This is a genomic window from Amycolatopsis sp. NPDC006125, from assembly GCF_040614195.1.
Classification (GTDB): domain Bacteria; phylum Actinomycetota; class Actinomycetes; order Mycobacteriales; family Pseudonocardiaceae; genus Amycolatopsis_E; species Amycolatopsis_E tucumanensis.
The window spans coordinates 38,139-50,398 of sequence record NZ_JBEXTZ010000002.1; the positions used below are offsets into that span (position 1 = coordinate 38,139).

Genomic DNA, 12,260 nt, shown 5'->3' on the forward strand with positions numbered 1-12,260 from the left:
CGTACCGACAGCCCGCCCGGCTCTCGCGGATGTCGTGATCACCGGGCCGCGAACGTGGTGCGCACGGTCCGGGCGAACGTGAGCAGGACGACGATGATCAGCAGCGTTCCGCACACCCCGTTCTCGATCTTGAACCAGACCGGGAAGGCGCCGGGAACGCACTCGATCACGATGATGGCCACCACCTGCGCCAGCGCGATGATCCGCACCCTGCGGTGGCTGCTCCGGGAACCCTTGGCCATGGACACCCCGAGCGCGAAGGTGACCAGCGAAGCGACGGCGAGGATCGAGCCACGGATCCACACCGCATCGGTGACGATGCCGGGATCGCCGCTGAACACCACGATCGCCAGCAGGGTCAGCACGCTCACGGCCGCGTAGCCGCCAAGCAGCACCCGGGCGATGTGCAGCTTCTCGCGGGCGTCGGGATCGGTCACGGTCACGGCCGGGGTGGTCTGCTTCGTCATGCCAGCAATGCTGATCAACCCGCGTTCTCGCGGGTAGCGATGTTGCCCATCACCTCGTCGTGACATCCGTCAGAAACCGGACATACTGTTCGGCCCACACGTATGTAGCCGGCCGGGCGAGCGACGGTCGGCGAGCGCGGGGAACTCCGCGCGGACGGTGTTCTCCGCGGCGATGCTCGCGAGGCTGCCGCGCTGTGCCAGGCGGACGGCGGCGTGCACGAGCCGCTCCCGCCATTCGGCTACAGCCAGTCGTGCTCACGGGCGTATCGGGCCGCTTCGTGGCGGGTGCGGGTCTGGGTCTTCTGCATCGCGTTGGACAGGTAGTTGCGGACCGTGCCCTCCGCGAGGTGCAGCTGCCCGGCGATGTCGGCCACCGAAAAACCCTCACGGGTCGCGCGCAGCACGTCCAGCTCGCGGTCGGTCAGCGGGCAGTCGTCGACGACGGCGAGGGCCGAGACGTCCGGGTCGATCCAGCGCTTGCCCGCGTGCAGGGTCTTGATCACCGAGGTGATGTGGGCCGGTTCGGCCGCCTTGCTGACGAAGCCCTGGACGCCGAGCTTCAGCGCCTTGCGGAGCACGCCGGGGCGGGCGTGGCGGGTCAGCATCAGGATCACCTGCTCCGGCCGGGCCCGGCGGATCTCCTCGACCGCGCCGAGCCCGTCCACGCGGGGCATCTCGAGGTCGATGACCAGCACGTCCGGCCGGTGTTCGAGGGTGGCCGCGACCGCCGTTTCGCCGTCGTCGGCCTCGGCCAGCACCGTGATCTCGTCCTCCAGCGGCAGCAGCGCGGCCAGCGCCTTGCGGAGCAGGGCTTCGTCGTCGGCGAGCACCACCGTCGTCATCGTCGGGCCTCCTTCGGCGCGGGGAAGGCCGCCGCGGTGCGGAAACGGCCACCGGAGTGCGAGACTTCCAGCTCGGCGCCGTGCTCCGCCAAGCGCTGCCGGAGCACCGCGAGCCCGCCGAGCTCGAGCGGGCCGGTGTCCGGGGCGCCGTCGTTGACGATCGCGATCCCGCGCCGGGTGAGCGTGATCCCCACATGGCGGGCTTCGGCGTGCCGCAGGATGTTGGTCGTCGTCTCGCGCAGCACCTGGCCGAGCAGGTCGCCCGCCGTGGCGTCCACTTCGGACTTGCGCGTGACGCGGACGTGGATCCCCGCGGCCTCGAAGAGGTTCTTGGCGTTCTCCAGCTCGGCGGACAGGTTCAGCCGCCGCTGGGCGTGGGCGAGTTCCCTGGTCTGGACGATGGTGTCGCCGACCAGCTCGTGCACTTCACGCAGTTCCTCGCGCGCCCGATCCGGTTCGCGGTCCAGCAGCTTCTCGGCCAGCGCCACCTTCAGCTTCACCACGTGCAGGGTGTGCCCCTGGATGTCGTGCAGGTCGGACGCGAAGCGCACCCGCTCCCGCGTGACGGCGAGGTCGGCGTCGCGCTCGCGGGACTGTTCGAGCTCCGCGATCAGGTCGAAGAAGCGCTGGCTCGCGAACATGAACGCGGTCGAGACCAGCGTCGCTGCCGCGGGCACGGCGGCGAACTGGAACAGCCGCCAGCCGATCCGGTCGTCGTGCACGAGGACGTTGGCCGCGCCCAGCCCCGCGATCAGGACCGTCAGCCCGGCCAGCGCGGCGAGCCGGCGGCGGGGCAGCGGCGGGATGAGGTACGACCCCACGACGGACAGCCCGAAGAACGCGGCCGTGTCGTCGGTCAGGGACCCGGCCAGCCACACCACCGCGGTGACGACCAGGCTCGGCCGCGCCACGCGGAGGTAGTCACCCGCGGTCCAGCGTTCGGCCGTCGCCAGCGCTGCGAGCAGCCCTACGACCTGGATGACGACGTGCCACCCGGACCGGGCGCTCACCAGCAGTAGGAACACGCCCACGAGCGCCAGTGGCGGGACGGTCGTGATCAGGTTCAGCCGGCGCAGGCGTTCCTGGACCTTCCCGCCGGTCCAGGACGTCCGGCGCGCGATCGTCGGCACCTCCACCAGCCGAGCGTATCCAGCTGAGCGGGCACCACCAGTGACACCACGTCATGTATCCGGGTGACGCCGCCGCACTGCCGGGCCGCGCCGGTCCACGCTGGAATTCGAGGCATGTCCACGACACCGGTCATCGACGTCGATCGCCTCACCCTCACCTACGGCGGCTTCCCCGCCGTGACGGACCTTTCGTTCCAAGTGGATCGCGGGGAGCTGTACGCCCTGCTCGGTACGAACGGCGCCGGCAAGACCTCGACCCTGGAGACAGTCGAAGGGCACCGCGCGCCCAGCTCGGGCGCCGTGCGGGTGTTCGGGAAGGACCCCCGCGACCGCGCCGCCGTCCGCCCACGGGTGGGGATCATGCTGCAGGAAAGCGGGTTTTCCGCCGACCTGACCGTGCGCGAGACCGTCGGGCTGGTCGGGCGGCTCACCGGACGGCACGACGACGTCGGGCGCCTGCTCGACGTGGCCGGCCTCACCCGCAAGGCAGGCACCAGAGTCGGGCAGCTCTCGGGCGGGGAAAAGCGGCGGCTCGACTTCGCCACCGCCATCTACGGCACGCCCGAGCTGGTCTTCCTCGACGAGCCCACCACCGGCCTGGACATCCAGTCGCGGGACGCGCTCTGGGACGCCGTCGACCGGCTGCGCGAGGACGGCTCGACCGTCGTGCTCACCACGCACTACCTCGAGGAAGCCCAGCAGCGCGCCGACCGCATCGGGCTCATGCACCGGGGCGCCCTCCACCGCGAGGGCACCGTCGCCGAGCTGACCCGGACGCTGCCCTCGACCATCCACTTCGGACTCCCGGCCGACGCGCCGTCGCCGCCGCTTCTCGCCACGCGGGGCGTGGACGGCAAGTTCCTCGTCGAGACCTTCGGCCTGCAGAAGGACCTGCACACGCTGCTCGCCTGGGCGCAGGACCAGGCCGTGGAGCTGCTCGACCTGCAGGCCGGGCCGACGCGGCTGGACGACGTCTTCCGCGCCATCGAAAACTCCTGAGAGGAGCAACCGTGTTGACGATCGCTCGCGGCGAGCTGATCCAGCTCTTCCGGAACCGGCTCGTGCTGGTCACCGCCCTGGTGCTGCCGGCAGCGCTCAGCGCGTTCTTCATCGCCCGGCACGACGCCTTCACCGAAATGGGGAGCCTCGGCTACATCGCGACGCTGACGTTGTTCTTCGTGCTGGGCATCGGCCTCTACACCACGACGGTGACGACGCTGGCCGCCCGCCGGCAGAACCTGTTCCTCAAGCGGCTGCGCTCGACCGCGGCCGGGGACGCCGCGATCCTCGGCGGACTGCTGCTGCCGGTCACCGCGATCGCGGTGGTCCAGATCGCCGTGCTGCTCGCGGTGCTGGCCGTGGTCACGGGGAAGCCGGCGAACCCGCTGCTGCTGGCCGCCGCCGTCGTCGCCACCGTGGTGATGATGCTCGCGCTCGGCCTGGCCACGGCCGGGCTGACGAACTCGCCGGAACACGCGCAGGTGACCACGCTGCCGATCAGCGTCGGGGTGATCGCGGTGGCCGGCTGGGTCGGTCTCACCGGCACCGGCGAGCTGACGCTGCTCAAGCGGCTGCTGCCCGGCGGTTCGGCGGCCGAGCTGGTGCTCGACGCGTGGAACGGCGGGAAACCGGCCGCCGGCTCCCTGCTCCTCTTCGCCCCGACCCTGGCCTGGGTCTTCGTCGCGGTCGTGCTGGCGACGCGGCTCTTCCGCTGGGAACCGCGCCGCTGAGCGCGGTGCGAACGAAAGGAATTCCGATGCGCAAAGCTTTGCTGGTGGCCGCGATCGCCGTGCTCGGCGCGACGACCGCCGTGCCCGCGGCCTCCGCCGCACCGAGCACCTTGACCTGGGGACCGTGCCCGGCGGGGGCGTTCCCGACGCCGGACCTGCAGTGCACGACAGTGAACGTCCCGCTGGACTACCGGGACCCGGGCGGGCGGACGATCGACGTCGCCGTGTCGCGCCTGCCGAGCAAGAACCCGGAGAAGCGGCGGGGCGTGCTGCTGACCAACCCGGGCGGCCCCGGCGGCGGTGGCCTGGACTACCCGCAGCTGCTGAAGTACGTGCAGCTGCCCCAGGACGTGCTCGACTCCTACGACATCATCGGGTTCGACCCGCGCGGGGTCGCGCACAGCACGCCGGTGACGTGCGACCTGACGCCGGAGCAGATCGCGGTCGGCAACCTGCCGTACCCGAACGGGCCGGCCGACGTCGTGAAGCAAGCCGCGATCGCGAAGCGGGAAGCCGAGCAGTGCGCCGGGTCGGAGACCGGATCGATGCTGCCGTACATCACCACGGCGAACACCGCGCGGGACATGGACCGCATCCGGACGGCGCTCGGCGAGCCGAAGGTGTCGTTCCTGGGCGCGTCCTACGGGACTTACCTGGGTGCGGTCTACACGACGCTGTTCCCCGAGCGCAGCGACCGGATCGTGCTGGACAGCAGCCTCGGTCCGGGCGGCTACGACATCGACGCGATGCGCGGCTTCGGGCGGGGCATGGAGGACCGGTTCCCCGACTTCGCGGCCTTCGCGGCGAAGCACCCGGAGTACGGGCTCGGCACGACGCCCGCGCAGGTGACGGCCAAGTTCCACGAGCTGGCCGCGCGGCTGGACCGCACCCCGGTCGAGGGCATCACGGGCTCGACCTTCCGCGGGTTGACGTTCGAAGGCCTGTACTCGACGGACCTGACGAAGCTGGCCGAGGACTGGCAGGGGCTCGAGCAGGGCCGGGCCCCGAAGCCGCCGGCGGAACCGGTGACCGGGGTGGAAAACCTGCTGGCGTCCCGGTTCGCGGTGATCTGCGGCGACTCGGCGTGGCCGCGCTCGATCGCGAGCTACCAGCTGGACGTGGCCGTCGACCGGATCCGCTACCCGCTGATCGGCGCGGCGAGCGCGAACATCGCGGCGTGCGCGTACTGGGCGCCGCCCGCCGAGCCGCGGGTGCGGATCAGCGGCCACGGCCCGGCGAACGTGCTGATGGTGCAGAACCAGCGTGACCCGGGCACGCCGTTGTCCGGGGCCCGCAAGCTGCGGGCGGCGTTCGGCGAGCGCGCCCGGATGATCACGATCGACCAGGGCGGGCACGGAGCCTACCTCTTCACGCCCAACGAGTGCGGGAACGCGCTCGTGACCGAGTACCTGGTGAGCGGGAAGCGGCCGGACGACACCTTCTGCGCCGCGGAAAGCTGACCATGGGCGGCGGTGCCACCCCGTCCCTGGGGTGGCACCGCTTCTTCGGGTCAGCGGAAAACGAACCAGACGAACGCCGCGGTGGCCTCCTTCCCGGCCGCGTCGGTGACCTGCCTGCTGTCCGCGCGGGGCGGCGTCCCGGACACGGCTCCGCTCGCCGCGTCGAGGGTCAGGCCCGGGGGCCAGTTCCGTCGACGACCAGGCCTTGCTCGAAGCCCTCACGGCCGACGCCCTTGACGCCGTGGCACGACGCCTCGCGGACGCGAACCTGGAACGCGCGACCGTCGAAGACGCGATCGAACGGATCCTGCGCGCGTTCGTGGCCGTCGGCGACCGGTATGCGGTGCTCACCAACGACCAGGCGACACTCGAAGCGGCACACGGAGAACTCGCCGCCCCGCTCCACGACGTCCTCGCCCGGGGAATCGAGACCGGCGTCCTGCGCGACGACCTGCCCGTCGAGATCCTCTACGAATTCCTCGCCGGCACCATCCTGAAGGCGATCGCGCTCAACCAGCAGCACCGCCTGGGACTGGAGGAAGCCAGCGCCACCGCCGCGAGCTTCTTCCTGAACGGCACGCGCTCCCGGGATTGAGGCGACGGGCACCCACCAGAGCCGGGGGTCGTTCAGCAGGTCAGCCGACCGTGACGCTGCCGAGGTGGGTGAAGTCCGCGGTGATCGGGTGGCCGGGGCGGAAGGGCACCGCGTCGGTGAGGCCGCCGGTGAGGACGAGCCACCCTTCTTCGAGGGCGAGGCCGCGGTCGGCGAGTGCGTTGGCGGCCAGCGCGAGCGCGTTGGCCGGGTGGCCCTGGACGGCCGCGCCGGTGGCGGTGTCGACGACCTCGCCTGCTTCGCGCAGCACGCAGGCCTCCAGGGCGAGGTCGAGTTCGCGGGGATCGCGGGTCACGTCGCCCACGGCGAAGCGGGCCGACGACGCGTTGTCGGCGATCACGTCGGGCAGGGTGAAGCGGAAGTCGCGGTAGCGGCTGTCGATCACCTCGAGCCCGGCCGAGACGGTGCTGACCGCGGCCATGGCGGTCGCCGGGGTGACGCCGGGGCCTCGCAGGCGGGCACCCAGGGTGAAGACGATCTCCGGTTCGACCCGGGGGTGGATCAGCTCGCCGACCGGGACCGGGGCACCGGCGGCGAGGACCATGCCGTCGGTGAGCCAGCCGGTGAGAGGCGCGTCGATGCCCATCCGCCGCTGTTTGGCGTGGGACGTGAGGCCCAGCTTGACACCGATCACCCGTTCGCCGCGGGCGGCCACGAACTCCGTCTGCACCTGGTAGGCGGTGGCGAGGTCGAGTTCCGGCCAGTCGTCGGTGATGGGACGACGGGCGGTGCGGCCGGTCTCCGCAGCGCGCAGTTCCCCGACGGCCCGCTCGACTGTCCACGTGGTCACGGGCATGACGCCACTGTGGACGTTTCGGCCAGGTAACACCATCCGTCGTTTCCGGCCACCGGAAACGGGTGCGTTGTTCTCGCCACGACCGGACCTACGGTCGCTCCAAACCGCCGCCCGCGACGTGGCGGGCGGCACGGCTGGCTCGAGGAGACCGTCCATGAACAAACAGGAGCTCAAGGTCGTCGGTGCGTCGGCCGTCGGCACGGCGTTCGAGTGGTACGACTTCTTCCTCTACGGGGCGCTCGTGCCGGTCATCGGCAGCAAGTTCTTCAGCGACTACGGGTCCGCGGCGCAGACCGTGTTCGCGTTGCTCACGTTCGCCGCCGGGTTCATCGTCCGGCCGATCGGGGCGGTGGTGTTCGCGCGGATCACCGACCTCGTCGGCCGCAAGATCGTGTTCCTGATGACGCTGGTCCTGATGGGAGTGTCGACCGTCGCGGTGGGGCTGCTGCCGACCGCCGAGCAGATCGGGATCACGGCGCCGATCCTGCTGGTGACGTGCCGCATCCTGCAGGGGCTCGCGGTCAGCGGCGAGTTCGGTGCGGCGGTCACCTACGTCTCCGAGTACGCGCCCGCCAGGCAGCGCTCGTTCTTCGTCGGCTGGCTCACCGGCACCACCGCGCTCGCGTTCAGCCTCTCGCTGGGGGTGCAGCTCGTCGTGGAGTCCATCGTGGGCACCGCGGCGTACGACTCGTGGGGCTGGCGGGTGCCGTTCCTCATCTCGGTGCTGCCGCTGGCGTTGTCGGTGTGGATCCGCAGCAAGCTCAACGAGAGCCCGCTGTTTTTGAAGATGAAGCGGGAGGGCACGCAGGCGAAGGCCCCGCTGCGGGAGGCGTTCGGGTCGCGGGCGCGGGTGCGGATGATCGCGATCGTGTTCGTGATGGCGTCGGCGCAGTCGTTCATCGGTTACCTGTCGACCGTGTACATGGTGACGACGATGAAGACCTACCTGAAGGCCGACTCGTTCACCGTCAACGCCATCTACATGGTGATCATGCTGATCGGGTTCTTCCTGTGCGTGTTCGTGTGCTGGCTGTCCGACCGGATCGGCAGGCGGCCGGTGCTGTTCGCCGGGCTCGGGCTCGCCGCGCTGCTCGCGTTCCCCGTCACCGACGCGATCACGTCGACCACCAACCCGGCGCTCGCGGCGGCACAGGAGAGCGTCTCGGTCGTCATCAAGGCCGACCCGGCCGACTGTTCGTTCCAGTTCAACCCCGCCGGCACGGCCGAGTTCACCTCGGACTGCGACCGGGCACGCAACGTGCTGCAGGCCAACTCGGTCGTGTTCGACCGGCAGGACGTGTCCGGGCCGACGACGGTCGTGGTGAACGGCACCGAGATCGCGGGCGGCGAGTCGTTGCAGACCGACCTCGTGGCGGCCATCGAAGCGGCCGGCTACCCGGTGGACGGGTCGGCGACCACCATCAAGGTCGACGGGATCGGTGACTTCTTCGACGGGCGGGTGCTCGGTGTCGCGCTGCTGCTGCTGGCGCTGGTCGCGCTCGCGCAGATGACGCAGGGCCCCGCCGCGACCGCGATGGCGGAGGTGTTCCCGACCAGGATCCGCGCCACCGCGCTGTCGATCCCGTACCAGCTCGGTGTCGGCGTGTTCGGTGGCCTGCTGCCCGCGACGATGGTCGCGATCAGCGCCGAGGTCGGCAGCTTCACCACCGCCCTGTGGTATCCGGTCGGCGCGATGGCGCTGGGACTGGTGATCCTGCTGTTCACGTTGCCGGAGACCAAGGGCGTCGACCTCGGCGAGGTCAGCCTGGACGGCGACACGGCCGCCGAACCCGCCGAACCCGTTCGCCAGGGCCGGTGACCGGGATGCCGATCGTCGACGTGTCACTGGTGGCCGGACGCACCGAGGCGGAGCTGCGTGAGCTGATCACCGCGGTCCACCACGCGGTGGTGACGAGCCTGGGCGTGCCGGGGGAGTCCGTGCGGGTGCTGGTGCGGGAACTGCCGCCGACGCATTGGGCGGCGAACGACGAGACCATCGCCGAGCGCCGATCCCGCTGACAGCGAAGGGGGCCGCGATTACCGCGGCCCCCTTCGCTGTGCACTCAGTCGCGGAAGTGGGTGCTGGTCCAGCCGCCGTCCACCGGGATCGTGACCCCGGTGACGAACGCGGCTTCGTCGGAGGCGAGGAACGCGAAGACCCGCGCCACGTCCTCGGGGGTGCCGACCCTCGGCAGCGGCCGGGCGCGGGTCACCAGGTCGTCGAAGATCCCGGACGCGATCTTCGCGCGTGTCGCCGGCGTCTCGATCAGCCCGGGCGCGACCGCGTTCACGCGGATGCCGCGCCGGCCGTAGTCGGCGGCCATCTGCCGGGTCAAGCTCGCGACCGCGCCCTTGGCCGCCGAGTACGGCGCCGACCCCGCGACCCCGGTCAGCGCGAACGACGAGGCCGTGTTGACGATCGCCCCGCCGCCGCCGAACACCTGGACCGCCCGCCGGGACAGCGCGAACGTCGTCGTCAGGTTCGTGCGCACGAAGAACTCGAAGTCCTCGTCGCTGGTGTCGCCCGCGGACCGGTCACCGGCCTTGCCCGCGATGTTGGCGAGCACGTCCGGCGTGCCGACGGTCGCGGCGCAGTGGCCGAACACCTCTTCGGCGGCGCCGGGCGCCGCGAGGTCGACGGCCAGCGTGGCCATCGACAGCTCGGCGAGTCCCTGTTCGTCGCGGTCGACGGCGAGCACGGTCGCGCCGCGGGCGGCGAACAGTTCGGCGGTCGCCCGGCCGATGCCCGACGCCGCGCCCGTCACGATCGCCGTCTTGCCGCTGAGCTGTCCGGTCACGTGTTCCTCCACAAAGGTCGACATCGTCCGCGATCATCCGCCGCAGGCCGCGACGTCACCACCGCACGTTTCCGGTGGGTGAGAACGGGTGCTGGCGATCTGCCGGCGCGTGCGGTGCGCTCGCCGCATGGACGCAACCGTGACATTCCCCGCCGACGGGGTCGCCGTGCTGGCGCTGGACCGGCCGCACCGCCGCAACGCACTGGACCGCGCGCTGCTCGACGGGCTGCCCGGCGTGCTGTCTGAACTGAACGCCGACGACCGGGTGCGTGCACTGGTGATCACGGGCCGTGGCGGCGCGTTCTGCGCGGGTGGCGACCTGGACGTGCTCGCCGACCTGGGTGCGGAGACCCCCGGCGAGGCCAGGGCGCGGATGGCACGCGAGTTCGCAACGGCAAGGCTGCTGCTGGAGTTCCGCGCCCCGACCGTCGCGGCCGTCGACGGGGCCGCCGTCGGCGCGGGAATGGCGCTGGCACTCGCCTGCGACCTGCGGATCGGCTCGCCGGACGCGGTGTTCGCGAGCCCGTTCATCCGAATGGCGCTGGTGCCCGACTGGGGTGTCACGTGGCTGCTCGCCAGGGCGGCCGGGCAGGCGCGGGCGACCGAGATCGCCCTGTCCGCCCGCAAGGTCGGCGCCGAGGAGGCGCTGCGGATCGGGCTGCTCGACGAGATCGTGCCCGCGCCGCTGGACGAGGCATTCGCCCGGGCCCAGCGGCTCGCCGAGGCCGATCCAGCCGCCGCGGCGGCGACGAAACGGCTCATCGCGGCGGCGACCGGCACCTTCCAGGAGGCGATCGACGCCGAGATCACCGAACAGCTCCGCGCGGTGCGGTCACCGGAGTTCGCGCGGCGGATGGGGGAGTGGTCCCAGACCGTACGGGGGCGTTCCCGGTGAGTGGAAACGGACCATTGTGCACAGCCCGGCCCGCGGCGGAGGGTGAGCCGAGAAGCGAGGAAAGGGAGGACGAGCGGTGGAATCCTTCGGGCACGTCATCGCGGGTGAGGAGGTCGCCTCGGCGGACGGGGCGACGTTCGAGTCCGTCGACCCGTGGACGCGAGCGCCTTGGGCCACGGTCGCGCTCGGCTCGGCCGACGACGCGCGGCGCGCGATCCAGGCCGCCAGGCAGGCCTTCGACGACGGGCCGTGGCCGCGGATGAGCTTCGTCGAGCGCGGGGAGATCCTGCACCGGCTCGCCGACCTCATCGTCGCCAACGCAGGCGAGCTGGCGCTGGCCGACACGACGGACATGGGCAAGCCGATCAGCCAGACCGCGGGCCACGACGTGCCCCGCGCGGCGCGGAACTTCCGGTTCTTCGCCGACCACTCGCGGCTCACCCCGGCCGAGACCTTCCCCATGCCGGACGGGCACCACGCCTACACCCAGTACGACCCGGCCGGTGTCGTCGCGGCCATCGCGCCGTGGAACTTCCCGCTCATGATGGCGAGCTGGAAGGTGGCGCCCGCGCTGGCCTGGGGCAACACGGTCGTGCTCAAGCCCGCCGAACAGACCCCGGCATCCGCCACCATCCTGGCGCGACTGGCGCTCGAGGCCGGGCTGCCCCCCGGGGTGCTGAACGTGGTGCACGGGTACGGGCCCAACGCGGCAGGCCAGGCGCTCACCGAGTCACCGGACGTCGACCGGATCACCTTCACCGGCGAGTCGTCGACCGGCAGAGCGATCTCCCGGGCCGCGGCCGCCAACCTGACACCGGTCAGCCTGGAACTGGGCGGCAAGGGCGCCAACATCGTCTTCGGCGACGCCGACCTCGACCACGCGGTCCGCTGGGCCGTCCAGGCCGTGTTCAGCAACTCGGGCCAGGTGTGCCTCGCCGGCAGCAGGCTCTACGTGCAGCGCGACATCTTCGACGAGTTCCTGGCCCGGTTCACCACGGCCGCCGACGCGATGGTGCTCGGCGACCCGAAGGACCGGGCCACCGAGATCGGCCCGCTGTCCTCGCGGGAACACTTCGAGAAGGTCGCCGGGTACCTGGACATCGCGACCGCGGCCGGTGCCCGCCTGCACACGGGCGGTGTCGGTGACGGGTGGTCGGTGCGCCCGACCGTCGTGGTCGGCGCCGGTCAGCGAGACCGCGTCACCCAGGAGGAGATCTTCGGGCCGGTCGTGGTGGTGCTGCCGTTCGACACGGAGGCCGATGCGGTGGCAGCCGCCAACGACACGCCATACGGTCTGAACGCCATGGTGTTCACCCAGGACCTCTCCCGCGCCCACCGCGTCGCACGCGCGCTGCGGGTCGGGACCGTCTGGGCGAACTGTTTCTTCGTGCGGGACCTGCGCGCGCCCTTCGGCGGTGCGAAGCACTCCGGCGTCGGCCGCGAGGGCGGCACGTACAGCCGGGAGTTCTTCACCGAACCGAAGGCCGTCGTCATGGAGATCGCCACACCGTGAACCAGCTGGGAGCAAA

General features: G+C 71.5%; 14 protein-coding genes. 8 read left to right on the forward strand and 6 right to left on the reverse strand.

The features are described 5' to 3' along the window. Positions 1-38: 38 nt before the first annotated feature. The 3 genes from ABZ193_RS01455 to ABZ193_RS01465 form a co-directional block, all read right to left on the reverse strand. Positions 39-467: a hypothetical protein gene (locus tag ABZ193_RS01455; RefSeq protein ID WP_354708429.1), complete on the reverse strand. Its 429-nt coding sequence runs from the start codon at positions 465-467 to the stop codon at positions 39-41. A gap of 239 nt (positions 468-706) precedes the next feature. Then, the gene (locus ABZ193_RS01460) at positions 707-1,309 is read right to left on the reverse strand and encodes a response regulator transcription factor (protein WP_020415857.1); all 603 of its coding nucleotides are present in this window, start codon (positions 1,307-1,309) and stop codon (positions 707-709) included. Next, on the reverse strand, positions 1,306-2,445 hold the full coding sequence (locus tag ABZ193_RS01465; RefSeq protein WP_354708430.1) for a histidine kinase: 1,140 nt from the start codon (positions 2,443-2,445) through the stop codon (positions 1,306-1,308). Before ABZ193_RS01465 ends, ABZ193_RS01460 begins: the two co-directional genes overlap by 4 nt. 108 nt (positions 2,446-2,553) lie before the next feature. On the opposite strand from ABZ193_RS01465, the gene ABZ193_RS01470 reads away from it, so the two are divergent. The 3 genes from ABZ193_RS01470 to ABZ193_RS01480 are packed head-to-tail and all read left to right on the forward strand — an operon-like array spanning position 2,554 to position 5,629. After that, entirely contained in the window at positions 2,554-3,438 is an 885-nt protein-coding gene (locus ABZ193_RS01470; RefSeq protein ID WP_354708431.1) for an ABC transporter ATP-binding protein, read from the forward strand. A gap of 11 nt (positions 3,439-3,449) precedes the next feature. Then, complete coding sequence (locus ABZ193_RS01475) at positions 3,450-4,169, forward strand: ABC transporter permease (RefSeq protein ID WP_354708432.1); 720 nt, start codon at positions 3,450-3,452, stop codon at positions 4,167-4,169. A gap of 26 nt (positions 4,170-4,195) precedes the next feature. Beyond that, on the forward strand, positions 4,196-5,629 hold the full coding sequence (locus ABZ193_RS01480) for an alpha/beta hydrolase (protein WP_354708433.1): 1,434 nt from the start codon (positions 4,196-4,198) through the stop codon (positions 5,627-5,629). Between the two features lie 50 nt (positions 5,630-5,679). Here the strand turns inward: ABZ193_RS01480 and ABZ193_RS01485 are convergent, their stop codons facing one another. Then, positions 5,680-5,802, reverse strand: a complete 123-nt coding sequence (locus ABZ193_RS01485) for a hypothetical protein (RefSeq protein WP_255346828.1) — start codon at positions 5,800-5,802, stop codon at positions 5,680-5,682. 68 nt (positions 5,803-5,870) lie between these two features. Between ABZ193_RS01485 and ABZ193_RS01490 the strand changes: the two genes are divergently transcribed. After that, positions 5,871-6,224 (forward strand): hypothetical protein, encoded by a 354-nt coding sequence (locus ABZ193_RS01490; RefSeq protein ID WP_354708434.1) that lies wholly within the window; start codon positions 5,871-5,873, stop codon positions 6,222-6,224. Between the two features lie 40 nt (positions 6,225-6,264). Here ABZ193_RS01490 and ABZ193_RS01495 read toward each other — a convergent pair whose 3' ends face one another. Further along, the gene (locus ABZ193_RS01495) at positions 6,265-7,038 is read right to left on the reverse strand and encodes a fumarylacetoacetate hydrolase family protein (protein ID WP_354708435.1); all 774 of its coding nucleotides are present in this window, start codon (positions 7,036-7,038) and stop codon (positions 6,265-6,267) included. Positions 7,039-7,192: 154 nt separating this feature from the next. Between ABZ193_RS01495 and ABZ193_RS01500 the strand changes: the two genes are divergently transcribed. Together ABZ193_RS01500 and ABZ193_RS01505 are read left to right on the forward strand one after the other, a co-directional pair. After that, positions 7,193-8,857 (forward strand): MFS transporter, encoded by a 1,665-nt coding sequence (locus ABZ193_RS01500; protein ID WP_354708436.1) that lies wholly within the window; start codon positions 7,193-7,195, stop codon positions 8,855-8,857. Positions 8,858-8,862: 5 nt separating this feature from the next. Continuing rightward, a complete protein-coding gene (locus ABZ193_RS01505) occupies positions 8,863-9,057 on the forward strand; it encodes a tautomerase family protein (protein ID WP_027935530.1) in 195 nt (64 codons plus the stop codon). A 44-nt stretch (positions 9,058-9,101) separates the two neighbouring features. Here the strand turns inward: ABZ193_RS01505 and ABZ193_RS01510 are convergent, their stop codons facing one another. Next, the gene (locus tag ABZ193_RS01510) at positions 9,102-9,860 is read right to left on the reverse strand and encodes an SDR family oxidoreductase (protein WP_354708437.1); all 759 of its coding nucleotides are present in this window, start codon (positions 9,858-9,860) and stop codon (positions 9,102-9,104) included. 103 nt (positions 9,861-9,963) lie between these two features. Here ABZ193_RS01510 and ABZ193_RS01515 point away from each other — a divergent pair, with 103 nt between their 5' ends. Next, the gene (locus ABZ193_RS01515) at positions 9,964-10,731 is read left to right on the forward strand and encodes an enoyl-CoA hydratase/isomerase family protein (RefSeq protein ID WP_354708438.1); all 768 of its coding nucleotides are present in this window, start codon (positions 9,964-9,966) and stop codon (positions 10,729-10,731) included. Positions 10,732-10,807: 76 nt separating this feature from the next. Continuing rightward, a complete protein-coding gene (locus ABZ193_RS01520; RefSeq protein ID WP_354708439.1) occupies positions 10,808-12,244 on the forward strand; it encodes an aldehyde dehydrogenase in 1,437 nt (478 codons plus the stop codon). Positions 12,245-12,260 lie beyond the last annotated feature (16 nt).